Source organism: Verrucomicrobiia bacterium, from assembly GCA_036405135.1.
GTDB lineage: Bacteria > Verrucomicrobiota > Verrucomicrobiia > Limisphaerales > JAEYXS01 > JAEYXS01.
On record DASWYF010000047.1, the window covers coordinates 55,549 to 80,476 of the forward strand.

Genomic DNA, 24,928 nt, shown 5'->3' on the forward strand with positions numbered 1-24,928 from the left:
TCAGTCGCGAGGAGAGACCGTCCAGACACCACGCGGGTTGGTCATGCTGGTCGCAGGCGTCAAGGTGGCGCGGCTGACCGTGGCGTTCGGAGCGAGGGTTTCCACGTGACCATCGAGGAAGAGGTAGTTCACGTTACCATTGTGGTATTGAGGACCCTGGCCAGACGCAGAGCCGGTGAAATGACTGTTGGGGTTGCTGATGTCACCACCGGTGACAGCGCCCAAGATGTTATTGTCATCGATATGCTCGGTGATATAGAGCGTTTCGACGGGCGCTTGGATCGAGGTGCTGAAAAAAGCCGCCTGACGATATGCCCAACGGGTGCTGACATAGGTGTTCGGATCCTTAGTATTCCAAGTCTGGAGCAAATTGGCAGCGCCACCGGCAGGGGAGAACCAATCCCACCAGAGACCAACGCCAGATTCCGCCGTAGGACTCGGAGGCCAGACGGTATTGGTGGCCACCATGCTGTGACGGGAGATGGCGTAGCTGCGCCGGGAGGTTTTGGCGACATCTGTGTAGGTGGCGTTATACCAGGCGGTATTCGCCCAAGAGGCGGTGACAACGAGCTTGTCTGCCGGGCATTTGAAAACCTTGGAGGCTTTCTCAGCGGGCAGGGTCAGGCGCCAGTAATCTTGAGAGGCGGCGAAATCACCGGACAAGACCAAACTTCCATTGGCGTAGTTGCTGAGCAAATCATCCCACGAGATGTCGTGGCCGGAATCCATGCGGACCAGGCCGTAGGTGATCTTGTCTTTGTTATCGCCGAGATACATGGAGGCAGCGGTAGCCACCTGCTTGAGATTGTTCATGCAACCAGCGCCTTGGGCACGGGCTTTGGCCTTGGACAAGGCGGGCAGGAGCATGCCGGCAAGGATGGCGATGATGGCGATGACCACCAACAATTCGATCAAAGTAAACGCACGCAAGCGTGAGATCGGAGTTTTCATACGATTGGATTGTGAGTAAGGGGCTGGTGAATCATTCGTTGACGATGATGATGCGCAAGTTCGGCTCATCAATCTTATACTTTTTTCCCGGAGGCGTGGGTGGAAGCTGATCGAGGCGTTTGGCGGTGACCAGTTCGTTCAAATCTTTGGGGCTGCGCATCTCGATGCTGCGGAAGGACTGGTAGGCGTTATTCAGGTTGACCAAGTGGGGCAAAAACTCGGCTTCCACATTGTTCAGCAGGCCGGGGCCGGTAGGAGCCGATGTAGCCGGAGTGCCGGGGGGAGGTGCCACGGGTGCTTCAGGAGCTGTAGCACCAGCAGGTGGCGGGGTGACGGCCGCAGTGTTTTGCGGTTGATTCACTTGCACATCGGCGGCGGTGGGGGGAGCGGAAGGCGCCGGGGTACCGGAATCGGAATCTCCACCGCAGCCGACGAGGCCGGATGAAATAGCAATCAAGGTCGCTGCAAACACTGCTTTCTTCATAAGTACGAATAACACAACCGCGCCATTGGATAAGTTTTCCTGCTTCAATAGCGGGTTATGTATTATGTAGAGGGTAGCCTTGCTTAAACGAGTGCGTCAAGGGAAGGTGGAATAGGCAAAAATGGCTAGGGAGCGGCCATCTGGGAAATGGGTTCTGGACAGTCTGTTTCGGCCATCAATTTCCCCTTCTCAGTGTGGGTGGCGGTTGTTAGTTTAGCATTATGATTCTCAAAAAAGGCGAAAAAATTCACGTCATTCACCGGCGGAATTTTGAGAGCGAAGCGAGGCGTCATTTTGTGGGTATCGTGGAGGCATACGAGAATGGCGTGGCGAGGGTGACGGGTAATGTTTTTGCGGTGGACCGGTCCAAGTATGCTTTTGTGCGGCGTCCGGAGACGCGCACCCGGATCATCTCTTTGATGAGCGGGGATCTGCTGGTGAACGTCATTCCAGCAGAGGTGGACATCGCCAAGGTCCACTATAAGGTGGAGAACAAGGTGACGCGCGTGACGGATGGCGCGAACTGGCATCTGGATCTGAGCGAGATGGCGTGGCAGTAGGAACAGGAACCGCGTTGTCTGCGGTTTGAGCTGCTGCTTTCGGGATGGACTTATGCGCGCATGTTGTCGTGGTCTGCGGCTGTTTCTCCAGGTGAATTTCCGCGTCCGTGGTAGGTGAACAGAAAATAAGCGAGGACCAGGCCGATCACACCTGCCAATGCGCTCCAAAAAAGTGGCCAGTTCGTGCCGCTTTGGCGGTCGCAGACGTTGAACCACCAGCCGGTGCCAAGGTAGCCGATGAGGTTGCCAACCCCGCCGGTCATGAACGCCATGAGTGCCTGTGCCCGTGCCTTCCATGCCGGATCGATACGTTGATCCAGATATATCTGGGTGGTGATGAAGACGAGGGTGAAGGCAAAACCGTGCAAGGTCACGCCAGCGAGCAAAGACATCCTGGTATCCAGCGCACAGAGGATGTAGCGCAGCATGCCGATGGACAGACCAGCGGCGAAAAGCCACTTCAAACGGAATGCGGTGAGCAAACAGGCCAGCCCCAGCATGGCGATGATCTCTGTCACCTGGCCGAGCGACATCCAGGCACTGGTGTGTTCCAGGCCCAGATCCCGCATGTGTGTGGGGGAGTAAGGGTAGAAGGCCGCGAGGGGGATGCTGAACAGTGCGGCCATGATGAAGACGACGCGATGATCGTGATTTTTGAGCAGTGAGAGCGCGTCCAGTCCCAGCCGTTCTTTAAGAGTGAGGTGACGGGCCGTTTTCGGTGGGGGCACTGAGGGGAGTATAAAGGTGAAAGCGGATACGAGCAACCATACGATCGCCCCAGCAAAACCTGACATCACAGAGGCATCCGCATTCAGCAGGCTTACCACCCAGCAGCCAGCCATCCAGCCAAGGGTGGCGACAGCGCGGACGGGACCGAACTGACGTTTGGAGTTTTGCAGGCGTGAGAAGACGATGGTGGTGGAGAGGCTCCAGCCGGGGGAGGAGCAGAGGGCGTGCAGTTGAATCGTGGCGAGCACGATCCAGCGGTTCCACCCCAAGTGGATCGCACTGCTGGCCAGGGCCATCGCGATGGCGGTGGCCACGGCGAGCCAACGCAGGACGACGACGGGTGAACCGCGCCGGTCGGCCATGGCACCGAAGATCAGGGGAGAGATGAAGGCGGCTACTGCAGACGTGGCGAAGGCGTAAGCGCGGATGCTGTGCAAACCATGAGCGTCCAGCACCATGCCGAGGGGCACGAACCACATGCCCATGGCCATGGCGTTGAGGAAAAACAGGGCGGCGAGTTCGGCATACTCGGCCCATCCGGTTGCACGTTGCACGGCGCGGACACTAGAAGCGGTTTTACAGGCAGGCAAGGGTTAGGTTGCCGAGGAGGGGAACAGGTTTTCGCAGCTTTTGAATGACATCGTGCCGGAGAATGACTGATTAAGGAGGTGCTGAATGCGCCGTAGAAATGGCTGCTAAAAACATCAGATCAGGTCGAGTATGGTCTATCGGACCGGCAGACCCGGTATTTGAATCTCGGGTTGGGCATTCTTTGCAAGCCGGGTTTGATTTGTGCTTCGAGCCCTGGCCTGTTACTTTCTTTCCGCACGTTGAATCCGCCCGTTGCCATCATCTGCCCCGACTATCCACCTCGTCCCGGTGGCGTCTCTGATTATACTGCGCTGCTGGTTGCGAAACTTGTCCGCCACACATCCGTTCATCTTATCACCTCCACGGACACACAGGCACCACCATCCTCCGTCACGGTTCAGCATATTGCCGACTGGCGTGACGAAGCAGCGCTTTTCACGCAGTTGAATGCATTGCCGCCGGAGACATCGTTGCTCTGGCAATATGTCCCGCACATGTATGGCCGGGGTGGTGTGGCCCCGATGGTTCCACGACTGGTCAAACAGCTTTCGACTGCCCGGCGAGGGAGGCAAATAGTTGTGGCTCATGAGATCGCGGCCCCCTGGTCTTTGCTGCCGAATCGCGCGTGGTATGCACGGGCACATCGTCAGCAATGGCAGGAAATCGTCCGCTGGGCAGATGCGGTAGTCACTTCCACGCAAGCGTGGTGTGACGAATGGCAGACCAAATTGCCGCAGCACAAGCTGAAGTTCAGCTATGCCGCTTCACCCAGCACCATTCCGGTGGCATCTGTTTCTTCGGTGAAAGACTTGCGTCGTGATTGGCGCAAGCGGCGTGGATGGGAGGAGGACATGCTGGTGCTCGGCTGGTTCGGAACGGCGAGTGCAGCCAAGCAACTGGACTGGGTGCTCGCCGCCCAGAAGTTCGGTCAATCCACCGGTCGCCCCGTCGCCCTCATCCTGATCGGTAAGGCCGAGGATGTGGCCCGAACGCAAAACTCGCCTTTGATCCAGAGCACGGGGTATGTGGATGCCGCCGATGTCTCGCATGTTCTGCAGAGCATCGATCTGCTTTTGCTTCCTTTCATCGACGGAGTTTCGGAGCGGCGTACCTCGTTCATGGCCGGGCTTGCCCATGGCACGCCAGTCGCGACGACGCGCGGCCACAATACTGGTGACACCCTGCGCCGGGCCGGTATTTGTTCCCTGGCGGACGCCAAAGATCCCACTACGTTTCTTAAACAAGTGGCGGAGTTGCTGCTCCAATCTGAGACGCGCCGGGACTTGGGTGAACGTGGCCGCGCTCATTATCGGAAGTATTATGACTGGCCTGCTGTGACCGCACACTTGTTGCAACAACTCCGCCGGGAGGTTCATCCCAATTGAATCCGCTAGTCACCATCGGTCTGCCCACTTACAAACGCTTCGCTTACCTGCAGGAAGCGGTCGCTGCCGCGTTGGCGCAAACGTATGCGCCTATCGAGGTGCTCATCAGTGATGACGGGCCCGGAACGGAGATAGGCCCGTGGTCCCGGTCGCTGGCGGAGCAAGATCCTCGCGTCCGCTATCAAAAAAATGCGCACAATCTCGGTTTGGCCGGGAACTGGAATGCTGTTGTGGAGGCTGCGCGCGGGGAATGGCTGGTGCTGATGGGGGATGATGACCGGCTGTGTCCTGACTTTCTGGAAAAGCTGGTGCCTCTGGGGCAGCCGGATGTTTCCGTAGTTTTTGCCAATCATTATCTGATCGATGAAGATGGTCACAGGCTGCTTGAAGCCAGCCGCCAGCATACGATCGACTACTCAAGGGACCAGATCCCGGCTGGCCGGCTGGTCAATAAGGAGTGCTGGGTCTGGCGCAATGCCCTGCCCATGTGCAGTGCTATCGTACGAACTGAGGATGCCCGGAAGTTACGTTTCAAGGCGGACTTGAACACGCCCGAAATCGAGTTTTTCTTGCGTCTGGCCTGTGCCGGAGGTGGTTTTGTGTTCCATCCGGAGTATCTCATGGAGTATCGCACGCATTCCCAATCCGCCACGACGGCGGGACTGTGGGGCGAACGGCTGGCGGATTACTTGTTACCCTTGCCGGTGAGTGCGGAAGCTGAGCCGTGGAAACGCCAGTTCATGAATGGTCTCCTGCCGGGTGCCGTGACCCGCGCCCTGTTGTTGGGGGAAAGTGGACGCGCGCGCAAATATCTCGACAGCCCCTACTATCCCGATAAGGGCGCGGGTGGTGCCGCCCGGTGCACACAACGCCTTTGCGCGTGGCTTCCGGGTGGTTGTACACTGTATCGTATGCTATTCTCGTTGCGCCACAAGGTGCTGGCGAGGCCCCCGGTCCCTCGCGTATCCTGAACGAAACGATGCGTACCGCGCTCAAGAGCACAGCCGAAGTCATCCGCATATTGTGGCGTTTGCGCCCTTATTTGAGGGGTGGACGCCATCTGATCCTTGCGGTGGTCATCGCGGCTTTTCTGGCCACGATGCTGGAGAGCATCGGGGTGGGGCTCTTGGTTCCCTTGCTTTCCTTGTTGCTGGAGGGTGAAGGGGCCGCGCCCATGCGGCCCATTTTGGTGATGCAGGATTGGATCCCCGGCAAGTCCACCTCCTTTTATGTGGGCGGATTCTGTCTGCTCGTGCTGACGGCCATCATCGGCAAGAATGTAGTGCTGTATCTAAGCCAAGTGCTGGCTGCCCGGCTGAAGAAACGCACTTCGGTGAATTTGCGTGATGCGCTTTTCCGCAAGTTGCAAAGCGCACCATTGAGCCTCTTTGAGCAACGGACTTCCGGCGAGCTTACCAACATCTGCTACAACGAGACGGGCCGGGCCAATTGCGCCATCGATTATCTGTTGCTCGGGGGGCAGCGAGTCAGCATGGCATTGCTCTATATGGCCATGCTGGTTTACATCTCCTGGCCGCTGAGCATTCTCACCGTCTGCCTCGGCTTCCTTATCGGCCTGTCGGTCAGTTCGATGCAGCGCAAGCTCAGTCAGCGCGGCAAGGAGGTCAGTGACAACAACCAGGAAGTCCTCAGTTGCCTGCATGATGCATTCAGCGGCATCCGCGTGGTGCGGGCCACGAACTCCCAGCAACGTGAGACCGATCGTTTTCACGAGGTCAACCTTAAGCAGGCCGCCACGGACGAAAAAGTGAGCCGTTACAACGCCATGATGTCCCCCTTGGGCGAAGTCATCGCAGTGATGGGTGCGATGGCCATCGTGGGGCTGGCTTACTGGTTCTTTGTCAGCACCGGCAAGATGCGTGCACCACACTTGATGGCATATGGTTTCATCCTGTTGCGATTGCTGCCGCTGGTGAACCAGATCTATGGCCTTTTAGGCACGCTTGTATTTCTGGCGCCTGGTGTGCGGGAAGTGGAAACGTGGCTGACAGCACCGGACTTTCCTCAAAAGTCCTTTGGTGACAGCAAGTTCACCGACGTCAAAAAGGAGATATGCTTTGAGAATCTGGGCTTCACCTACGAGAACGGCACGGAAGCCATCAAGAATGTGAGCTTCGTCGTGCCAGCGGGCAAAACGGTCGCTCTGGTCGGCCCGTCGGGATCAGGAAAATCCACGCTTGCCTCCCTTTTGCTCCGCCTCCGCCAGCCTACGCAGGGCAGGATCAGTGTGGATGGCACGGATTATTGGGAGTTTTCCGCGGCATCATGGCATCAGCGCGTTTCCGTGGTGGAACAAGAGGCATTTCTTTTCCACGACACGCTCCGGGCCAACATCACGTACGGGCACGAGAAAAGTACTGAAGCGGATATCAAGCAGGCCATCACTGATGTGGCGCTGGAAGACGTGATCCAAGAGCTGCCGGAAGGTTTGGACACGATCGTGGGTGAGCGCGGCATGCTCCTCTCCGGCGGCCAACGTCAACGCCTGGCCATAGCAAGAACACTTGTCCGGCATCCTACAGTGATGGTTTTGGACGAAGCCACCTCGGCCTTGGACAACATCGCCGAACGGCAGGTGCAGGCCGCGCTGGAACGCGCCCGTCAGGGCCGCACAGTGGTCGTCATCGCTCACCGCCTCTCCACGATCCGTAATGCTGACCATATCGTGGTGATGCAGAACGGGCAGGTCGCCGAGCAGGGCACGTGGGAACAACTCGTGGCGCGAAAAGGACTCTTTGAAAAATTGGTCAGCCACAGCGGCATGACCCATCTCGCCGAAGCGACCGCATAGCCATACATCATTCATGCGCGGGAAACTTAAAGAACTGTGGCATCGCCATCTGGACCGGAAACCCTGGGTTTTCCGCGACCGGTTCGGGCTGCGCTATCTGTTCACACCGCAGGATGACATAGCCCATTATTGCGACCGCAGCGCCGTCATTGATAATCCTTCATTTCTCGCCTATCTGCAGGAGGTGGTGAAGCCCGGCCAAACGTTTGTGGATCTCAGCCCGGTCATCGGTGGTGTCACGATGCTGGTGGCGCAAAAGATGAAGGAGTCCGGTGCCGTTTTTGCGTTCGCCTCTGACGCTGATACGTATCGACAACTGGTGAACAACGTGGCGCTGAACCGGCTTACTGCTACCGTTCGTGTGATAGGCCGGAACGTGTTGGGCTCGGCAGCCGCCCCGGCCTCAGCGACGCTGGACGAATTTGCCGCTAGTTGGAGCTGGACGGCGGTGGATCATCTGCGCCTGAAAGAGCCAGCGCTTCTGGCTTGCCTGAAAACGAGCGCCCCGGCCCTGCTCAAAGCTGGCCGCATCCGTGAAATTTTGCTGGATGATGTGCCGCCGGCCGCCCTCTCAGACGCGGTTGCTGTGTTGCGGCAATGCGGGTTCACCGTGCAAATGCTTTCTGCCGAAGGGAAGTTTCAGCCGCTGGGCTCGAACACACCGTCGGCCCGGCTGAACCTTATCGCCACCCGTCTGGAGGCCACCCATGGCTGACCCTCAAGCCTTGGGCAAACATCGCGCCTTTTGTCTCGCTGAAGACCGGGGCGGAGCGGAGATCGGCATCAAGTTCGCCATCCTCAGCTTGCGCGAGCATTGTCCAGAGGCGCATGTCTTTCTTTACCGGCCCAATCCCATTCCGGAATTTCGTGAATGGCTCAGGCCGCATTCGGAGATGGTGACGCTCATCGACCACTGGCCCGCTGGTGCACAAGGATGGAACTGCAAGCCGCACACGTTGCTGCCCATCTTGCGGGAGGGCTGGCGCGAAGTTGTCTGGCTGGATTCGGACGCAATCCTTTCTGCCTCCGTCTCGGCGTTGCTGGATTCATTGAAGGATGACGAGATCGTCGTGGCGGAGGAGGCTGCCAGCCAGCCGGACAAAGGTACGGAACTCCGCACGCGCGGCTGGAACTTTGCCGTGGGCCGGAGTATTCCTTGCACATTGAACTCTTCCTTCCTGCGAGTCACAGCGAGGCATGAACCGCTGCTTAGCCGCTGGCAGGAGTGTCTCGAAAGCGAAGAGTACCATCGCTATGATGGATGTCCGCTGATGGAGCGGCCGCCGCATGCGCGTAGTGATCAAGATGTGCTCAATGCCCTGTTAGGTTCCGCGGAGTTCGCACATCACCCGGTCAGGCTGCTGCATACGGGGCGTGATATCATCCACTGCGGCGGCGCTTTGGGCTATGGCTTGGGGGAACGGTTGCGCGGCATCTTCGGACCTTCACCGATGGTCCTGCACGCCATTGGCGGCAAGCCGTGGGTGATGCTCGGCCCTGGATGTCCAGACAAAGGCTGGTTCGGCATGCTGCGACGGCTGATGCAGGAGCTATCACCGTATGTGGCTGCCGTACGCAAGTATCGTGAGGCTGTGCAAGAACCTTGTCCGTGGCTGGATTATCACACTGCCCCGGGTATCGTGCTTCGTGTCTTGGGGCTGGGCAATCATGCGTTGCGCGGCCTGCCGGTGACGGTGCTGGCTACGATGTGGTCAATGTTTCGCCGTTCTCCGGCTTGAAGCGCAGCCGTCCGCCTGCGACGCTTCCATTGTGTACGGCACCTCCAGCATCACCGCCGCCATCTGCACGCACAATCCTGACAGGGCTGTGTTTCAAAGATGTCTTGCAGCTTTGCGGGCACAACAGCATGTGCCGGTACAGACGGATCTGCTGGTGATCGATAACGGATCCCAACCGCCATTGGCAGAGCTTCCGGGCGGAGGTGATTTTCCGGGTTTCTCCTCTGTCCGCATCGTGCGGGAGGACCGGCTTGGACTCACGCATGCGCGGGAACGGGCCTTGCGCGAGGCCCGGAGTGAGGTGGTGGTTTTTGTTGATGATGACAACTTTTTGCGTCCGGATCATCTCGCGGTAGCGGCAGATTTTTTTAGCCGGCATCCAAAAGCCGGGGCTGCGGGGGGGAAGTGCCGCGGCAAGTGCGAAACCACGCCTCCGGCTTGGTTTGAATCCATCGCAGGTTATCTGGCGGTGACGGATGATGGTGAGAAGCGGTTTCACGTAGCGGAACCCTCATGGTGGGCGCCAGTGGGGGCGGGCATGGCAGTCCGTCGTGCAGTTGCGTTGGAAGCGTTTACCAAGCCCATGTTGTTGACGGATCGCCGCGGCAAGTCGCTCTCTTCAGGTGGCGATACCGAGATCTGCTATCGTATCTGCCGCTCGGGTCATCAGCTCTGGTATCTTCCCGAGCTGGTCCTGGATCACTATATGCCTGCGTGGCGCTATGATCCTGCCTACCTGCTGAGACTGGCCAAGGGCATCGGCGAATCCCAGGCCATCCTGGATCTTTACCGGATGCCCGATGACCGGCGCAGCCGGTTGCTAGTGCTACGGCGTGCCATCTATTTCGGACGGCAGGGGCTGGCCTTGAAAAGAAAGGCGGCCCGAGACACGGATGAAAGGACCCGGCTGGCCAGCCAGATGAGGTGCGTGCAATTTTTGACGCAGTCGCGGGCCATGTTCAGTTTGTGTTTTAATCTGCCGAAGCTTTAGTCATCATCAACGAGCAATCGATGTTTCCCTCCGTCATGGCCGCTGAAACACCAGCCGTTTCCATCATCATCCCGCTATATAATGCGGAACGTTGGATTCTGGAAACGCTTGCCAGTGTCCGCGGCCAGACTTTCACCGGTTGGGAGATCGTCGTGGTGGATGACGGGTCTTCTGACAACGGTCCGGCAATGGTTGCAGCCGAGGGCGCGCGCGATCCGCGCATCCATCTATACAAGCAGGCCAATGCTGGTCCGGCAGTCGCCCGTGATCTTGGCATGCGACAGGCAAAGGGAGATTGGATACTGTTTCTGGATTCCGACGATCTCCTGCCTGTGGGACGGCTCAGTCGCGATCTGGCGGTGGCACGCGACAATCCGCACTGCAAGGCGGTTGCCGGCGCCACTGAATGGTTCAGCGAGGATGGCAAGATCGATCATCGCGCGTTGCTGGCACATGACAAGCATCTTAACTTGTGGCGACACCAGTTCCACGCGGTGTTCAACTTCGCCGCCATACTGGTCAGGCGGGACATTTACCACACCAGCGGCGGATTCAGCGCGGACCGTTCTGTACATTACGCCGAGGACTATGACTACACACTACGTCTGCTGGAGCAGTGTGAGATGGCGCAGATCGAGGACATCGGTGTGCGGGTCCGCAAGCATGGGAGCAACCGTTCCACTTTGGCGGAGCGCACGGTCATCGATCACACGCTGGAAGTCATCCGACGGACCTGGCGGCGCTATGGAGTGGAACTGTCGGTGGCGGAGGCAGACCGATTGCTGCGTTTCTGGCGGCAGGAACCGGCCGTGCTCACCCTTGCGGATTGTAAAGATGTGATCAGGTTGCAGGGTCTTCTGGCTGGGGCCTATTTAAGAAAGCGGCCAGATGCGCGCTCCTCCGTTGCACGCATTTGGGAGCAGACACTGGCGCTGCGTCTGAACGAAGCGCGTTTCACCAAGGCCGAGGAGAGCGGCCTGTTACGGTTCGAAGCTGAAGAGCGCGGACATCTGGGGGCATCGAAGATCCGGTTGCGCCTGTTTAAAATGCGCTGGCGGCGTTGACTTTCACTGGCAATGAACCATCAAATAGCAATGCCGATGGGCGAGCTTCCAAAATTCAGCATCGTGACGCCTTCGTATAATCAAGGGCACTTCCTTGAGGAGACGATCCTTTCCGTCCTGAACCAGCGCTACCCGCACACCGAGTATATCATCGTGGATGGTGGCAGCACAGACAGCAGCGTGGAGGTCATCAAGCGCTACGAGAGCAAGCTCGCGTGGTGGGTGAGCGAGAAGGATCGCGGCCAGGCCCACGCCATCAACAAAGGACTCGAACGCGTGACGGGCGATATCGTCGCGTATCTGAACAGTGACGATGTTTTCCTGCCCGGAGCCTTTGACATGGTGGCCAAGATCTTCATGGAGCGGCCGCACATCAACTGGCTTGCGGGGAACTGCATCCTGTTCGGCAACGCGGCGGAAGCGTGTGTGAAATATCCCACGCCCGCAGCGGATATCGCCTCTTGGCTGCACTTCAACCGGTTGCCGCAGCAAAGCACCTTCTGGCGGCGTAGCGTGATGCAGAAGCACGGCCTGTTCGAGGAGAAGTTCCGGTACAGCTTTGACTACGAGTATTGGGTGCGGCTGGTGCATGGCGGGGAACGGTGCGAGACGGTCGATTTTCCGCTGGCCGGTTTCCGGCTGCATCCGCAGAGCAAGACAGTGGCCGAAGGCACGCATTTCGCCGGGGAAGACAAGGCGTTCCGCGATCATTACCTTGCCAAAATGAAGCCGGAAGAGGTCCGGAGCTTCGAGCTCATGGAGCGCAACGGCAAGACGTTCGCCCTGTTCGCGAAAGCGGTGGAGTTGAAGAGCGCCGGGAAAAGCTCCGAGGCGTGGGACTGTTTCACGAAGGCCGTTAAGGGGAACCCTGCGGCGTTGGGCACCCGGGTGGGGATGGGGTGCTTGCGGCGTCTGTTCCGCGCAGCGCCAAAATCTCCTGCAGCATGAAAGGAGACCGCTTTCAACCAAGGGTATTGGTGGTCCCGCCATCCTATTTCGCCCGGGAGAGAACTGTGGGGGGCGGCGAGCGATATGCCTTGGAATATGCCCGTGCGCTGTCCGCTTTCACGCCAACGACATTGGCGCTGTTTGACACCACTGCCTCGTGTGAGCAGCAAGGGAGTCTGACAGTGAAGGCTTTCGCCGTCCGTCATTTCAACCAGCGACGCGGTTTCCCTCTTACGCGGCAATCATGGAACGAACTGAAAGAATATGACGTCATCCACGCCATGGTCTTCCCCACGCCGTTGACGGACCTGTTGATGCTCGAAGGTCGTCTGCGTGGGCAGACGCTGGTATTGACGGATGTGGGCGGCGGCGGTTCGTGCTGGAGCACTTATCTGCAGAAGTTGCATCCGCGCCTCAGCCTGAACCGGCTGGCTCATGGGCTGGCCTTGCTCTCAGAGCATGCGGCCAGCTTCTTCACGGAATGGCCGCACCCTAAAAAGATTCTCTTTGGCGGAGTGAATCTGGAAACGTTCCCGGCCACGCCGGTCCCAGAGGGTGGATATGCTCTCTTCATCGGGCGTCTGTTATCGCACAAAGGTGTGCTGCCCCTGATCGAATGTGTGTCTGCCGACACGCCTCTGCACATCGTGGGCAGGGCGTATGACAAGGATTACCTGGCCCGATTACAGAAAGCGGCGGAAGGCAAGAAGGTGACGTTCGTCATGGATGCCGACGATGCGCGACTGCGTGCTGAACTGGCCGGCTCCGCCGTAGTGCTCCAGCCATCGCTGCCCTCGGACGATCCGGGCGGAGACAAATCGGAACTGCTGGGTCTGGTGAATCTGGAAGCCATGGCCAGCGGCAGGCCGGTGATCGTGACACGCACCTGCAGTCTTCCGGAACTGGTGCGGAATGGTGAAACGGGATTCATTGTGCCTCCCGGCGATCAAACCGCGTTGCGGGAGAAGATTGAACTATTGCTGAAGGATGCCGGTCTCGCCGGCCGTATGGGAGCGGCTGCCCGGGCACACATCGAAAGAAATTTCACCTGGCCCCTGGTGGCGACGCGCGGTTTGGAGTTCTATCAGGAGCTTGTCCGTGCTCGTAAGCGGCTCTAGCATGAAACCGATGGCAGCACTCCCGGACAAACTTAATCTCGGTTGCGGCCGCCGCAAGATGGAGGGCCACTTGAACGTGGACCTCGCCGCTAGTGTCGAGCCGGACTGCGTCCATGATCTGGACTGCTATCCCTATCCATGGCCCGATTCATCCTTCAATGAGGTTGTGGCCAAGGATGTCATAGAACATATCGATGACGTGGTGGCGTTCATGAAGGAGATCCACCGTGTGGCCCGGCCGGGAGCCGTGATCCGGTTGACGACACCCCACTTTTCCTGCGCGAACGCTTATGTGGACCCGACCCATAAACACCGTTTGAGCTATTATTCCCTGGATTATTTCACGCCCGGGCATCCGTGGAATTTTTACGGAAGCTCCGGGTTTCAGATCAGGACACGTTCATTGATTTTCACGCCATCATTGTTGAACCGTATCGTCAGCCGTCTGGCCAATCGCCATCCTCACAGTTATGAACAGCGATGGGCATGGAGTTTTCCGGCTTGGTTTCTCTATTTCGAACTGACGGTGATCAAATAGATGAGTGCTGCGACTCAAGATTACGTCAGCGTGGTCATACCTGCGTATAATCGCGCGCACTATATCCATGAGGCGCTTGCTTCGGTTTTTTCCCAAGGCCCGTGCATCGGCGAGATCATCGTGGTAGATGACGGATCTACGGACGGAACTGTGGAGAGTCTGCAAGCGATCAAAGATCCACGGCTCAAAGTTATCTCTCAGGTGAACCAGGGCGCAGCTGCAGCCCGGCAAACTGGTTGGAAAGAGTGTCATGGTGCGTGGGTTCTCTTTCTGGATTCTGACGATGCTCTGGAACCCGGCTGCGTGGAGAAGCAACTGGTCGCGGCGAAAGCACATCCCAGCTCCATCGTTTACGCGCGCACGAGCATCCATGAAGAACATCTGAACATACCGCCGGCGCATGTGCTGAGCTTCTCCCAGAAAAGCGGGGACGTGCTGGAGGACCTTTGCTTCTACAGCGGAGGAACCATTTTCACCGCGCTCTTTCCAGCACAGGCACTGGAAGCTGTGGGTGGATTTTTTCCGGAGAAGACGGATTGCGTGAGCGAAGATATTGATTTCGCTGTACGCCTGGCGGTGAAGTTCCCTTTTGTCTTTCTGCCCATCATCACCTATCGCACACGCAATCATCCGGCGAACACTTACAAGAATCGTGAGTTCCAACAGCGCATCTATCTCTCCGCGCAAAAGGTGATGCAGGACCGGCTCCCGAAGACACCGAAGTATTGGCTGCTTCGCGCACGTGCCCAAGCTTACTTTCTGGGATTGGCCGCTTCGGTGGATGAAGAGCTTGGCCGTCCTGCCAAGGCGAAGGAACGTTATCTGCAAAGCCTGAAGCATTGGCCGATCAAGGTCGGGGCATGGAAGGGATTCTTGCGCACGCGCAAAGCGAAGGAGATCGCATGAAGCCGCGCGTCGCCATGGTCTGCTCGGGACTCGGCCACGTGCGCCGGGGCAATGAGACGTGGGCGCATACCGTCGCCGAGGCGCTGCATGGGGCAGGTTGGCCGGTGACATTGTTCGGGGGCGGCCCATTGGAAACGAAATGTCCTTACGTGCAGATCCGCAACTGGCCGAGGGAATCGTTCCTCTCCCGCTTCGGTATGAGCTGGCACCACCGCTACATGCTGGAGCAGTTGAGCTTTGCTACCGCCATCAAACGTCATCTTGCCCGTAATCCGCATCCACTTATCCATGCAGCAGACCCTTCGCTCGGCCAGCGCCTGCAACGCTCTGCCCGCGAACTAAACACGCAGCTCGTATACAAAGACGGCTTGCTACTCGGTCCGTCGTGGTGCCGCCAGTTCGATGTCGTACAAGTGCTGGCGCCCGCTTATCTCGAAGCCGCACGGGCTGCTAATGTAGATGTGAGCAAATGGTTCATCGTGCCGCATCTGGTAGACACCACACATTTTCAACCGCCCGCCGATCGCACGTTGGTTCGCAAGCAATTGTTCGGTGATAAAATTCCTGCGCATGCCTGTGTGGTTCTGGCGGTGGGTGATCTTTCACCGAACAGCAACAAGCGGCTGGATTGGGTGATGCGTGAAGCGGCGTCCCTGCCGGAGAATGTTCGCCCTTACGTGGTCACCATCGGTCAGGCGAGTCCGGCGGATGCCAAGGCTTTTCAAGAATTGGCCGCTGGTCTTTTGCGTGAACGCGCCATCGTGCTGACGAATGTGAAGCCGACGGACATGCCTGCTTATTATCAGACGTCGGACATCTACGCTCACGCCGCGCAACGCGAGCCTTTCGGCATCGTGTTCCTCGAGGCCATGGCGAGTGGCCTGCCCGTGCTGGCTCACAATTATGAAGTGACCCAATGGATCGTGGGTGATGGCGGCGAATGTTTCGACATGGGAGCGGAAGGTGTGCTGGCAGCACATATCCAAAAATGGGTGCAACAGCCGGATGAACGAAAGCGCTTCTCCCAGCAAGCCCGCGCACGAGCAATGAACCATTTTGCAACAGATCGCATTGTGCCGCTCTACGAGCAAATGTATCAGCAAATCACCAAAACCGGTGTAAATTCCTGACGGATGCACGTCGCGTTTATCAATGAGAACATGCTGGGACATAGCTCCTACCTGATGCCTTTCGTCCGTTGGTTCGAGGCGCATCCGGAAGCGGGCATCCAGCCGCACGTCATTGATGCCGCTCCTTTGCCTGCGCATCTGCAACGCTCTGCCGACATGACCATCCGCGGTTTGCGCAAGGTGGGCCTTGATTTCCACAGCGCACGCTGGCGTCTTATCAGCAGTCAACACGTCCGCAATCAACTGGATAAATTGCGATCCAACCACCCAATCGATGCCGTGGTGGTGAATACACAGAGTGTGGCCCTTCAGCTTGAGGATGTAGCGGGAGAAATGCCTGTGTGCGTGTGCCTGGATGCCACCTTCCATCAGCTCGCTCATTCCCGCTGGTTCGCTCCGAACAAGGTCGCCTCACTTCTTGTGCCGCTCACCATGGCCCCGATTGCTTCGCCGGAACGCGCCCTGTTCCATTCGTCTGCCAAACTTTTCCCGTGGTGCGATGAGGTGGCGGACAGCTTACGGAAAGATTACGGCGAGCCTGCTGAAAAAGTTCAGCCTCTCCCTCCATCGCTTGATTTGATGCAACTGCCTTTCCGATCCTGCGGGCCTTTGGGCAGCAAACCACGTTTGCTGTTCATCGGCGGTGATTTCGCGCGGAAAGGCGGGCCGCTCCTGCTGGAAGTCTTCCGGCAACATCTCTCGACTCGAGCGGAACTGCACATCGTCACGCAATCGCCGATCAATGAAGAACAGAACGTGAAGGTGCATCGCAACGTGAAAGCGTATTCACCAGAGTGGCACGCACTGTGGTCAAAAGCGGATGCCTTCGTATTCCCTTCCACATTGGAGACGTTCGGCCTCGTGCTGCTGGAAGCGATGGCGTTCGGCGTGCCGCTCATCGCCGCACCGGTTGGCGCAGCACGCGAACTGATCGGGAATAATGAACGCGGGCTGTTGCTGGACGACTACGAGACAACCACCTTGAAGAAGGCGCTGGATTCCGTGCTGGAGATATATCCTTCAGCGTTAAGGCGCGCAGAAGCGGCGCGCGCGTGGGTGGAGCAGCGGCATAATCTCACCGTGAATGCTGGCGTGCTGGCCACCACATTGCGACAGTTGAGCAGCAAGCGACAGATTTCGTAATGAACGCGTGGCCGCACATAGAACGATCTTGGGATCTCCTCAAGCCAACCGGTGAGCGTGTCCGCTTCATAGTTCGCTTAGGGCCGGCGTACGAGAAAAATGCTCATTACTATTGCCCGGTCCGATTTGAAGGATGGGGAGATTCTCCTCCTGATATAGAGGGTCGTGATGCCTTGCAGTCTCTCTTAATAGCCGTCGATCTGGTGCGATCTATCCTGCACGCCTACGTGACTCATGGTGGAAGGGTACTGTGGCCAGACACCAATACGGACTATGATCTGGTCCAATTCGGATAACGTTCGCCCGTTTTTTAACATGCCTGAACTGCCCGAAGTAGAAGTGCTCGTGCGTCATCTGAATCCCTTGGTGAAAGGCCAACGGATTCAAGGTGTCTCCGTGCGACGGGAAAAAGTCATCCGCCCCACAACAGTCGAGCAACTGTCCGAAGCATTGACCGGAGCGACGCTGCAAGGCGTCACGCGCCGCGCGAAGTTTCTGCTCTTTCAACTGAAAGCCAAAGGTGCCCGCGAGACATTCCCCCTCGTTGCGCATCTGGGCATGACGGGACGCATCTTCCTGCAAGCCAAAGAGGCTGTTCTGCCCAAGCACGCAGCGGTGGTGCTGGACCTGGGGAAGAATGTGATGGTCTTTGAGGACACGCGTTACTTCGGTCGCTTCACGTTGGACACAGCTTCACTCGCCGAGCTTGGCCCGGAGCCGCTCGTGGATGAGTTCGATGTCAGTGCCTTCGCCAACGCGCTGAAACGTTCCACCCAACCGATCAAAGTAAAGCTACTGGATCAAACGCTCATTGCCGGTGTGGGAAACATCTACGCGAGCGAGGCACTCTTCCGCGCCGGCATCTCGCCGAAGCGCCGCAGTGATCGCGTGAAAGCGAATGAGATTATCACGCTGGTGAAAGCGATCCAGCAAGTGCTCGCCGAGGCCATCCACTTCGGCAGCACTATCCCGCTGGACTACGCTGGGACCGGGAAGAGCGACGGGCTTTTCTATTACGGCAAGCGCGAGGAAATCGAGGATCACTACGAAGAGCGACTGCTGGTGTATGACCGCGCGGGCAAGCCGTGTGTGAAGTGTCAGACGCCGATCAAGCGCTTCGTGCAGGCGGCGCGAAGCACGTATTTTTGTGCGAAGTGTCAGAAGTAGGGGAGCGCAGTCACCAATCGGAATTCCGTCCCAGTGCCATCAGGCACGAAAGATTCATGGATGTCTGGAAAAATCGTTACGTAGTGACGAAAAATCTCAAGAATCGTAAGGAGCAAATCTTGCGTCGCTACGCGACGCTGGGATTCTGAGATTCAAAACCACGGGTTAGAGCGGTTTTAGAAATTATGTAGCGATGTGGTGGCGAGAAAAAGGAAAGCGGTCTTTTTGGGTTCTGGCTTCGTTTCGGCTCAGTCACAGGGTCTTTGGAACCTGCTCCTTCGCCAAAGCCTCGCCATAACCCAAAAATCCTCGCTCCTCACCGCTACATAATTTCTAAAAACGCTCTAAAACCCGTGGCTATGAATCCGCCCTCGCTTACGCGAGGCAAAATCCATTCGTTAACACCTAATTTTCAAGTACTTAAGACACGGAAGAAATTTTAGAGAAAATCGTCACATGGACAGCCAATGTCCTACCCCCCTCCTTAAGCTGGTGGCATGAAAAATAAGAATTCGATGCTGCTGACGGGCGGGGAACAAGAGCCGGTGTGGGTGACGGTGATGGGATGTGGGGCGGGGTTTGTGTTCTTGATGATCTTGTTGGCGATTTAAGTGAAAGGATCTGGGAAACATCGAACATCCAACGCCCAACCTCGAACATCGAGAGGGGATTTCGAGGACGAGGACGACGACGAGCACGAAGGACGATTGGGAAGGTTTGAAAAGAATTAGGGGAAATGATGAATTTGATTTATCAAAACGTTGCGGAAGAAGGATTGAAAATACCGGCGGGGCATGTTGATGTTGCTCCCCTTATGGATGACCTCCAGCAGTTTGACGAATTGCTCACCTGCCGCCTCGACAGCGGTCGCAAGGTGGTGCAGCCGTGCTCCATCGTTATCTTCGGCGCGAGCGGTGACCTCACCGTGCGCAAGCTGATCCCCGCGCTCTATCACCTGTATATCGAAGGGGCGCTGCCCAAGCCGTTCAAGGTCGTGGGCTATGCGCGTCGCGACAAGACAGATGCTTCCTGGCGCGAAGAGTTGAAGGCGGGCATGGCGAAATTCTCCCGCACGAAGGCCGTGGATGAGGCGAAGTGGGCGGAGTTCGCCGCGAACGTGCATTACTGCGTGGGCGATCTGAATGAGAAGGCCGGTTACGAGAAGCTGGAAGCGACGCTGAGCGGTTTCGGCGTGCCGGAGTTGCGGCATAACTTGCTGTTCTACCTTGCCATTTCGCCGAGCCAGTTCGCCACCGTTGTTGAGCAGTGCAACAATGTCGGTCTCTTACACAAGGGCATGGAGGGCGGTCACTGGCAGCGCGTGGTGGTGGAGAAGCCGTTCGGAACGGATCTCGGCTCAGCGCACGTCTTGAATGACGAGCTGACGCAGTTCGCGAATGAAAAACAGATCTATCGCATCGACCATTATCTCGGCAAAGAAACGGTGCAGAACATTTTGATGTTCCGCTTCTCGAACTCGATCTTCGAGCAGCTCTGGAATCGTCAATCGGTGGAATCCGTGCAGATCACGGTGTCCGAGAAATTGGGCGTCGGCGGTCGTGGTGGTTACTACGAGGAAGCAGGCGCGATCCGCGACATGTTGCAGAACCATTTGCTGCAGGTGCTCTCGCTCGTGGCGATGGAGCCGCCCGTATCGCTGGATGCCGAGCCGATCCGCGATGAGAAGGTGAAGTTGCTAAAATCCATCCGGGAGATTCCGCCCGCATTGATGGAGAAGAATGTGGTTCGCGGCCAATATTTTGCGGGCATGCTGGATGGCGCGTTGCGTCCGGGTTATCGCCAGGAGGAGAAGGTGAAGTCGGACTCGAACGTGGAGACGTTCGTGGCGATGAAGTTGCTGATCGATAACTGGCGCTGGTCTGGCGTGCCGTTCTACCTGCGCACGGGCAAATCGCTGCCGCTCAGCGCGAGCGAAGTGCGCGTGCAATTCAAGCCGACGCCGCACGTCCTCTTCGCGAAGCAATGCGGACAAAAGCTCGATGCGAACGCGATCACGCTGCGCTTGCAACCGAACGAAGGCATTTACCTGCGCTTCAACGGCAAGGTGCCGGGCACGAGCATGCAGTTGCGTCCAGTGCGCATGCATTTCAGTTACGATTCCGAATTCGGCGCTTACACGCCGGAGGCTTACGAACGTCTGTTGCTGGAAGCGATTGCGGGTGATGCGACACTGTTCATCCGTCGTGATGAAGTGGAGACGGCATGGGGCATTGTGGATCCGATCCGCGCGGCGTGGGGCAACAAGCCGCTCACGAATCGCGAGTTCTACTCCGCAGGTACGTGGGGTCCGGTGGCGTCCGATGACTTGCTCGCGCTGGGCGGTCACGTGTGGCACAACCCGCAACCGATCAAGTAAGCGAACATCGTGGCGTACGAACTGATCTCTTACCCGAGCGATGACGCACTAGCCATCGCGGCTGCGGAACAATGGTTGAAGGCGCTGGCCAAGCGGCAAGACCGAGTGACGCCCTACACAGTGGCGTTATCCGGCGGACGCGTGGCGCAGAAGTTCTTTGCGGCCGTCGCCGCGAAGGGCAAAGCGAACCTCGAGTGGTTCATCAACGTCCATTTCTTTTGGGCGGATGAACGGTGCGTGGCGCCGGATCATGCGGATAGCAATTATCGCGTGGCCGAGGCGGACTTGTTCCAGCCCTTGAAGATACCGGCGTTCCAGATCCATCGCTTGCGCGGGGAGATGGAGCCGGTGGCGGGAGCAAATCACGCCATTCGCGAGCTGCAAGAGATCGCGGGAAATGCCACAGGAAGTTTGCCTCAGCTTGATCTGGTGTTCCTCGGCATGGGCGAAGATGGTCACGTGGCCTCGCTCTTCCCGGGTGATAAAGATCCCAGCAACCCTGCTTGGGTGCGCCCAGTCATCGGACCGAAGCCGCCACCACAACGCCTCACGATGGGTTATGGCTTGATCGCGAACGCGAAGGAAGTCTGGGTGCTCGCTTCGGGCAAAGCGAAGGAGCAGGCGTTGAAAGATTCATTGAGCGGACCGGATAAGACGCCCTTGGGCAAAGTGCTGGCGGCACGGAAGCAAACGACCATCTTGAGCGACATCACCGTCGCTTAAATCAGGTCACTGCCAGTATTCTTTGGCTTCGGACTGGCTGGGTTCTGTCCCACGTGAAGCGGAGATGAAGCCCAAGGTCACCGATGTGGCCTCGTGATTTACCATGCTGAATATCACGACCTTTTCGAGGGTCATGTTCTCACGTGGTTCAATGCTGACCTTCACCATTTCCTCCAACGATTTGAAGGGAATGGTTTCCTCCACATAATCGGGCGTATCGGTCCGTATAAAGACCGCTTGGCCGATTGCATATGAGGCCGGATTCATGAGTATGTTAAGAGCATAACCCCTGCCCACGCATTGAGCAAGCAGTGGTTTTACTTATATCCGCCATCAGGAAACACGCAAATCCAGCTTCTACAAAGCCTTACAACGATTGTGCAAGCGGCGAACCCTCTATTCCCTCGCGCTGGCCCGTCTTATGCTCAATGAAATGGCATGACGGTTTGCACGGTGGGCTGCGTTTTACACCGATGACCCGCACGGCTTCCGTTACTAACTGAAAGGTTTAGTATGAAAGCTACGTTGCCGCAAAAACTGGTGGCCTTGTTCGTCCTGCTATTTTGCTTGGCCAGCTACACTTGGGCGGCTGATACGGGAAAAGACAAAGATAAGAAAGCTCCTCCCGCCACGACCAAAGCCGAGGCGCCCATCAAAGAATACACCGGCACGCTTCAGAGCATCGATAAAGAGGAAGGGATCGTGAAAATCGACAAGTTCCTATGGAACAAGACCTTCAACCTAGCGCAAGACTGTGCGTTCGTCACCGGATTGGAGAAAAAAGTGGCTGCTGAGGACATGAAACCCGGCATGGAAGTGGTGGTGAATTACGAGGAGGTGAACGGCATTCTCGTGGCCACACACATCGCCCAACGCCAATATAACCATACCGGCTACGTGAAAGCTGTTACTCCCGCCAAGCGCGAGATCATCATGGACCGGATTGGGCTCACTCGCACCTTTAAGGTGAGCGACAACACCCAACTATCACTTCACGGCAAAGAGGCAGATTTGAACGAACTTAAAAGCGGCCAGAAGATCACACTTGTTTATACCAAGGAAGGTGATGTCTGGCTCGCGCAAAAGATTGAAGATACTTCAGAAACTTTCTCTGGAACGATTGAAGCGATCGATGAAGGCGCGGCCACATTGAAGGTTAAAAGCATGATCGCCACACGAAAGTTTAACCTCGGCGATGGCTGCAAGATCATCATCAATGGCGACGACCGCTCACGTCTGCGCGATCTGCGCATCGGCCGGCAGGTGCAGATCCATTATGAAGAGATGAAAGGTGTATTGGCGGCCACACGGATCGAACATATAGGAAATGAGAATGACACTCCGAAGACATCGGTGCCCCAAGGGGGAGGTTGACCATCACTTCCACTGTCGCAGGCGTATCATTTTCGTTTACCCTAGTACTTGACCTTTTTCCGCGAAACGGCAGACTGCGCGGCTCCGGTAATCAACCGGGGATAGTCGAGCGGCTTATGGAACATATTCGTAACATTGCGATCATCGCACACGTGGATCACGGCAAAACCACGTTGGTGGACTGCCTTTTGAAGCAGTCTGGTACCTTCCGTGCCAACCAGGCAGAAACTCAAGTGGAGCGCCTCATGGACTCCATGGACCTGGAAAAGGAAAAGGGCATCACGATCCGTGCGAAGAATGCCGCCTTCAAATACAAGAATTTCCACATCAACATCGTGGACACTCCAGGTCACGCCGACTTCGGCGGTGAAGTGGAGCGTATCATGAACATGATCGATGGCGTGCTGCTCGTCGTCGATTCCGCAGAAGGTCCGCAGGCGCAGACGCGTTTCGTGCTCCGCAAAGCGCTCGAAGCCGGTGCCAAGCCGATCGTAGTCATCAACAAGATCGACCGCGACAACGCGAACCCGAAGAAAGTGCTCGACCAGGTGTTCGAACTCTTCATGTCCCTGAACGCCACCGATGAACAGCTCGACTTCCCGTTCATCTATTGCTCCGCCAAGCAAGGCTACGCCAAGCTGGAACTGACGGACGCGTCCGACACGATGGAGCCGTTGTTCGAAGGCATCGTGAAGCACATCCCGCCGCCGCGCGCTCATGCAGGCACGGGTTTCCAGTTGCTCGTGGCGAACCTCGATTACAACGATTACGTCGGCCGTATCGCGTTCGGCAAGATCTACGAAGGCAAAGTGAAGAAGGGTGATGCCGCCATCTGCCGCCACGGTGACGGCCGCATCTCGAAGGGCAAGATCACGTCTGTCTTCCACTTCGAAGGCATGAAGCGTATCGAGATCGAAGAAGCACACGCTGGTGACATCGTGGGTCTCGCCGGTTTCGAAGAAGTGTTCATCGGTGAAACGATTTGCGATTCTGAAGCCCGTCCCGCGCTGCCTTACATCCCGATCGATCCGCCGACGATCCAGATGGAATTCGCCGTGAATGACGGGCCTTTGGCCGGTCAGGACGGCAAGCTCGTCACCGCGCGTCACATCTGGGACCGCCTGGTGAAGGAGATCCGCACGAACGTCGCATTGCGCATCAAGCAGACGAGCGATCCGAAGGTGTTCGAGGTCGCCGGTCGTGGCGAGATGCAGATCGCGATCCTCGTGGAGCAGATGCGCCGTGAAGGTCACGAAGTGCTCGTGTCCCGCCCGGAAGTGCTTTGGAAGAAAACGGCGGACGGCAAGTTGCTGGAACCGTTGGAGAAGGTCTTCGTAGAAATCCCGAGCGAAAACCTCGGCACGATCATGGAGAACCTGTCCTTCCGCAAGGCGCAGATCACGAACATGAATCACGTGGGAAATTCTGTCTCCGTGGAAGCCATCGTCCCGATGCGCGGTCTGATCGGTTTCGAGACCGACCTCGTCAACTCGACGAAGGGCATGGGCGTGATGAGCCATCTCTTCCACGAATACGGCGAAGACCGGGGTGAGATCGCCGCCCGTAAGAATGGTTCCCTGGTGTCCATGGACGCCGGTGAAGCCACCTCCTACGCGCTGAACATGGTGCAGGAACGCGGTCGCCTCATGGTGCAACCGGGTGATGCCATCTACGTGGGTATGATCGTGGGTGAAAATGCCCGTGAGAACGACCTTCCTGTGAATCCGGTGAAGGAAAAGAAGCTCACGAACATGCGTTCGCAGGGTGATGGTAAAGGCATTCAGCTCAACGCTCCGTTCAAGCTCAGCTTGGAACGTGCGCTGGAATACATCGGCTCCGACGAATACGTGGAAGCCACGCCGCTGAACCTGCGCCTCCGTAAGAAGGTGCTCGACGAAAACGCCCGCAAGCGCGCCGCCCAAGGCCGTTCCATCAAGTTCGTGGAAGAAGGCGCAGCTCAAGCCTAAGCGGTTCAGGAATATTTGCATGAGAGCGGCGACCTTTTGGTCGCCGCTTTTTTATTTGTGGTGATATGGTTCATGATGAAAGACGAACCCCGAAGGGAAAAAAGGCGCATAAGGGAAATGGCGTAACTCGATGAACGATGCCATTCATTGGAGTCAGAGCCGGATATTTAGGGATGGATTCGAGGGCGACAACGAGCAGGAGAGATCGGAGGGAGATTTGAATCGTTGCGA

The 24,928-nt window shown here is 57.3% G+C and carries 23 protein-coding genes; 19 read left to right on the forward strand and 4 right to left on the reverse strand.

Annotation, left to right across the window (positions count from 1 at the left end; translation table 11 throughout):
- A complete protein-coding gene (locus tag VGH19_21250; protein ID HEY1173905.1) occupies nt 1-951 on the reverse strand; it encodes a prepilin-type N-terminal cleavage/methylation domain-containing protein in 951 nt (316 codons plus the stop codon).
- 31 nt (nt 952-982) lie between these two features.
- On the reverse strand, nt 983-1,435 hold the full coding sequence (locus VGH19_21255; protein ID HEY1173906.1) for a hypothetical protein: 453 nt from the start codon (nt 1,433-1,435) through the stop codon (nt 983-985).
- Nucleotides 1,436-1,656: 221 nt separating this feature from the next.
- Between VGH19_21255 and VGH19_21260 the strand changes: the two genes are divergently transcribed.
- On the forward strand, nt 1,657-1,995 hold the full coding sequence (locus tag VGH19_21260) for a hypothetical protein (protein HEY1173907.1): 339 nt from the start codon (nt 1,657-1,659) through the stop codon (nt 1,993-1,995).
- A 50-nt stretch (nt 1,996-2,045) separates the two neighbouring features.
- Here VGH19_21260 and VGH19_21265 read toward each other — a convergent pair whose 3' ends face one another.
- Nucleotides 2,046-3,278 (reverse strand): MFS transporter, encoded by a 1,233-nt coding sequence (locus tag VGH19_21265; GenBank protein ID HEY1173908.1) that lies wholly within the window; start codon nt 3,276-3,278, stop codon nt 2,046-2,048.
- 276 nt (nt 3,279-3,554) lie between these two features.
- Between VGH19_21265 and VGH19_21270 the strand changes: the two genes are divergently transcribed.
- The 16 genes from VGH19_21270 to pgl all read left to right on the forward strand — a co-directional run bounded on the left by VGH19_21270 (nt 3,555) and on the right by pgl (nt 21,356).
- Nucleotides 3,555-4,700 carry a glycosyltransferase family 4 protein gene (locus VGH19_21270; protein ID HEY1173909.1) on the forward strand — a complete coding sequence of 382 codons (1,146 nt, stop codon included), beginning with the start codon at nt 3,555-3,557 and terminating at the stop codon, nt 4,698-4,700.
- Nucleotides 4,697-5,671 (forward strand): glycosyltransferase family 2 protein, encoded by a 975-nt coding sequence (locus VGH19_21275; protein ID HEY1173910.1) that lies wholly within the window; start codon nt 4,697-4,699, stop codon nt 5,669-5,671. The genes VGH19_21270 and VGH19_21275 overlap by 4 nt, the downstream gene beginning before the upstream one ends.
- An 8-nt stretch (nt 5,672-5,679) precedes the next feature.
- Nucleotides 5,680-7,512 (forward strand): ABC transporter ATP-binding protein, encoded by a 1,833-nt coding sequence (locus VGH19_21280; protein ID HEY1173911.1) that lies wholly within the window; start codon nt 5,680-5,682, stop codon nt 7,510-7,512.
- A 13-nt stretch (nt 7,513-7,525) separates the two neighbouring features.
- Nucleotides 7,526-8,227 (forward strand): hypothetical protein, encoded by a 702-nt coding sequence (locus VGH19_21285; protein ID HEY1173912.1) that lies wholly within the window; start codon nt 7,526-7,528, stop codon nt 8,225-8,227.
- Nucleotides 8,220-9,251 carry a hypothetical protein gene (locus VGH19_21290; protein ID HEY1173913.1) on the forward strand — a complete coding sequence of 344 codons (1,032 nt, stop codon included), beginning with the start codon at nt 8,220-8,222 and terminating at the stop codon, nt 9,249-9,251. Before VGH19_21285 ends, VGH19_21290 begins: the two co-directional genes overlap by 8 nt.
- A 31-nt stretch (nt 9,252-9,282) precedes the next feature.
- Nucleotides 9,283-10,242 carry a glycosyltransferase gene (locus VGH19_21295; GenBank protein HEY1173914.1) on the forward strand — a complete coding sequence of 320 codons (960 nt, stop codon included), beginning with the start codon at nt 9,283-9,285 and terminating at the stop codon, nt 10,240-10,242.
- Between the two features lie 20 nt (nt 10,243-10,262).
- Nucleotides 10,263-11,306 (forward strand): glycosyltransferase, encoded by a 1,044-nt coding sequence (locus VGH19_21300; protein ID HEY1173915.1) that lies wholly within the window; start codon nt 10,263-10,265, stop codon nt 11,304-11,306.
- A 12-nt stretch (nt 11,307-11,318) separates the two neighbouring features.
- A complete protein-coding gene (locus VGH19_21305) occupies nt 11,319-12,254 on the forward strand; it encodes a glycosyltransferase family 2 protein (GenBank protein HEY1173916.1) in 936 nt (311 codons plus the stop codon).
- Nucleotides 12,251-13,372: a glycosyltransferase family 4 protein gene (locus tag VGH19_21310; protein ID HEY1173917.1), complete on the forward strand. Its 1,122-nt coding sequence runs from the start codon at nt 12,251-12,253 to the stop codon at nt 13,370-13,372. The genes VGH19_21305 and VGH19_21310 overlap by 4 nt, the downstream gene beginning before the upstream one ends.
- 10 nt (nt 13,373-13,382) lie before the next feature.
- A complete protein-coding gene (locus VGH19_21315; GenBank protein ID HEY1173918.1) occupies nt 13,383-13,910 on the forward strand; it encodes a methyltransferase domain-containing protein in 528 nt (175 codons plus the stop codon).
- Nucleotides 13,911-14,816, forward strand: a complete 906-nt coding sequence (locus VGH19_21320) for a glycosyltransferase family 2 protein (GenBank protein ID HEY1173919.1) — start codon at nt 13,911-13,913, stop codon at nt 14,814-14,816.
- Nucleotides 14,813-15,946 carry a glycosyltransferase family 4 protein gene (locus tag VGH19_21325; protein ID HEY1173920.1) on the forward strand — a complete coding sequence of 378 codons (1,134 nt, stop codon included), beginning with the start codon at nt 14,813-14,815 and terminating at the stop codon, nt 15,944-15,946. The genes VGH19_21320 and VGH19_21325 overlap by 4 nt, the downstream gene beginning before the upstream one ends.
- A 3-nt stretch (nt 15,947-15,949) precedes the next feature.
- Nucleotides 15,950-17,089 carry a glycosyltransferase family 4 protein gene (locus tag VGH19_21330; protein ID HEY1173921.1) on the forward strand — a complete coding sequence of 380 codons (1,140 nt, stop codon included), beginning with the start codon at nt 15,950-15,952 and terminating at the stop codon, nt 17,087-17,089.
- A gap of 315 nt (nt 17,090-17,404) precedes the next feature.
- Nucleotides 17,405-18,256, forward strand: a complete 852-nt coding sequence (gene mutM / locus VGH19_21335) for a bifunctional DNA-formamidopyrimidine glycosylase/DNA-(apurinic or apyrimidinic site) lyase (protein HEY1173922.1) — start codon at nt 17,405-17,407, stop codon at nt 18,254-18,256.
- 736 nt (nt 18,257-18,992) lie between these two features.
- Entirely contained in the window at nt 18,993-20,633 is a 1,641-nt protein-coding gene (gene zwf, locus VGH19_21340; protein ID HEY1173923.1) for a glucose-6-phosphate dehydrogenase, read from the forward strand.
- Between the two features lie 9 nt (nt 20,634-20,642).
- The gene (pgl, locus tag VGH19_21345; protein ID HEY1173924.1) at nt 20,643-21,356 is read left to right on the forward strand and encodes a 6-phosphogluconolactonase; all 714 of its coding nucleotides are present in this window, start codon (nt 20,643-20,645) and stop codon (nt 21,354-21,356) included.
- 6 nt (nt 21,357-21,362) lie between these two features.
- Here the strand turns inward: pgl and VGH19_21350 are convergent, their stop codons facing one another.
- Entirely contained in the window at nt 21,363-21,623 is a 261-nt protein-coding gene (locus tag VGH19_21350) for a hypothetical protein (protein ID HEY1173925.1), read from the reverse strand.
- 246 nt (nt 21,624-21,869) lie between these two features.
- On the opposite strand from VGH19_21350, the gene VGH19_21355 reads away from it, so the two are divergent.
- Nucleotides 21,870-22,730, forward strand: coding sequence for a DUF5666 domain-containing protein (locus VGH19_21355; GenBank protein HEY1173926.1), 861 nt, complete (start codon nt 21,870-21,872; stop codon nt 22,728-22,730).
- Nucleotides 22,731-22,846: 116 nt separating this feature from the next.
- On the forward strand, nt 22,847-24,697 hold the full coding sequence (gene typA, locus VGH19_21360; protein ID HEY1173927.1) for a translational GTPase TypA: 1,851 nt from the start codon (nt 22,847-22,849) through the stop codon (nt 24,695-24,697).
- Nucleotides 24,698-24,928 lie beyond the last annotated feature (231 nt).

What these genes read in the sequence shown, in the direction of transcription:
- VGH19_21290 (HEY1173913.1), top strand. Translation starts at nt 8,220, where the DNA reads ATGGCTGACCCTCAAGCCTTGGGCAAACATCGCGCCTTTTGTCTCGCT.
- VGH19_21310 (HEY1173917.1), top strand. Translation starts at nt 12,251, where the DNA reads ATGAAAGGAGACCGCTTTCAACCAAGGGTATTGGTGGTCCCGCCATCC.
- VGH19_21355 (HEY1173926.1), top strand. Translation starts at nt 21,870, where the DNA reads ATGAAAGCTACGTTGCCGCAAAAACTGGTGGCCTTGTTCGTCCTGCTA.
- VGH19_21315 (HEY1173918.1), top strand. Translation starts at nt 13,383, where the DNA reads ATGGCAGCACTCCCGGACAAACTTAATCTCGGTTGCGGCCGCCGCAAG.
- VGH19_21320 (HEY1173919.1), top strand. Translation starts at nt 13,911, where the DNA reads ATGAGTGCTGCGACTCAAGATTACGTCAGCGTGGTCATACCTGCGTAT.
- mutM (HEY1173922.1), top strand. Translation starts at nt 17,405, where the DNA reads ATGCCTGAACTGCCCGAAGTAGAAGTGCTCGTGCGTCATCTGAATCCC.
- VGH19_21250 (HEY1173905.1), bottom strand. Translation starts at nt 951, where the DNA reads ATGAAAACTCCGATCTCACGCTTGCGTGCGTTTACTTTGATCGAATTG.
- VGH19_21255 (HEY1173906.1), bottom strand. Translation starts at nt 1,435, where the DNA reads ATGAAGAAAGCAGTGTTTGCAGCGACCTTGATTGCTATTTCATCCGGC.
- VGH19_21325 (HEY1173920.1), top strand. Translation starts at nt 14,813, where the DNA reads ATGAAGCCGCGCGTCGCCATGGTCTGCTCGGGACTCGGCCACGTGCGC.
- VGH19_21330 (HEY1173921.1), top strand. Translation starts at nt 15,950, where the DNA reads ATGCACGTCGCGTTTATCAATGAGAACATGCTGGGACATAGCTCCTAC.
- VGH19_21285 (HEY1173912.1), top strand. Translation starts at nt 7,526, where the DNA reads ATGCGCGGGAAACTTAAAGAACTGTGGCATCGCCATCTGGACCGGAAA.
- VGH19_21260 (HEY1173907.1), top strand. Translation starts at nt 1,657, where the DNA reads ATGATTCTCAAAAAAGGCGAAAAAATTCACGTCATTCACCGGCGGAAT.
- typA (HEY1173927.1), top strand. Translation starts at nt 22,847, where the DNA reads ATGGAACATATTCGTAACATTGCGATCATCGCACACGTGGATCACGGC.
- VGH19_21350 (HEY1173925.1), bottom strand. Translation starts at nt 21,623, where the DNA reads ATGAATCCGGCCTCATATGCAATCGGCCAAGCGGTCTTTATACGGACC.
- zwf (HEY1173923.1), top strand. Translation starts at nt 18,993, where the DNA reads ATGATGAATTTGATTTATCAAAACGTTGCGGAAGAAGGATTGAAAATA.
- VGH19_21300 (HEY1173915.1), top strand. Translation starts at nt 10,263, where the DNA reads ATGTTTCCCTCCGTCATGGCCGCTGAAACACCAGCCGTTTCCATCATC.
- VGH19_21305 (HEY1173916.1), top strand. Translation starts at nt 11,319, where the DNA reads ATGAACCATCAAATAGCAATGCCGATGGGCGAGCTTCCAAAATTCAGC.
- VGH19_21280 (HEY1173911.1), top strand. Translation starts at nt 5,680, where the DNA reads ATGCGTACCGCGCTCAAGAGCACAGCCGAAGTCATCCGCATATTGTGG.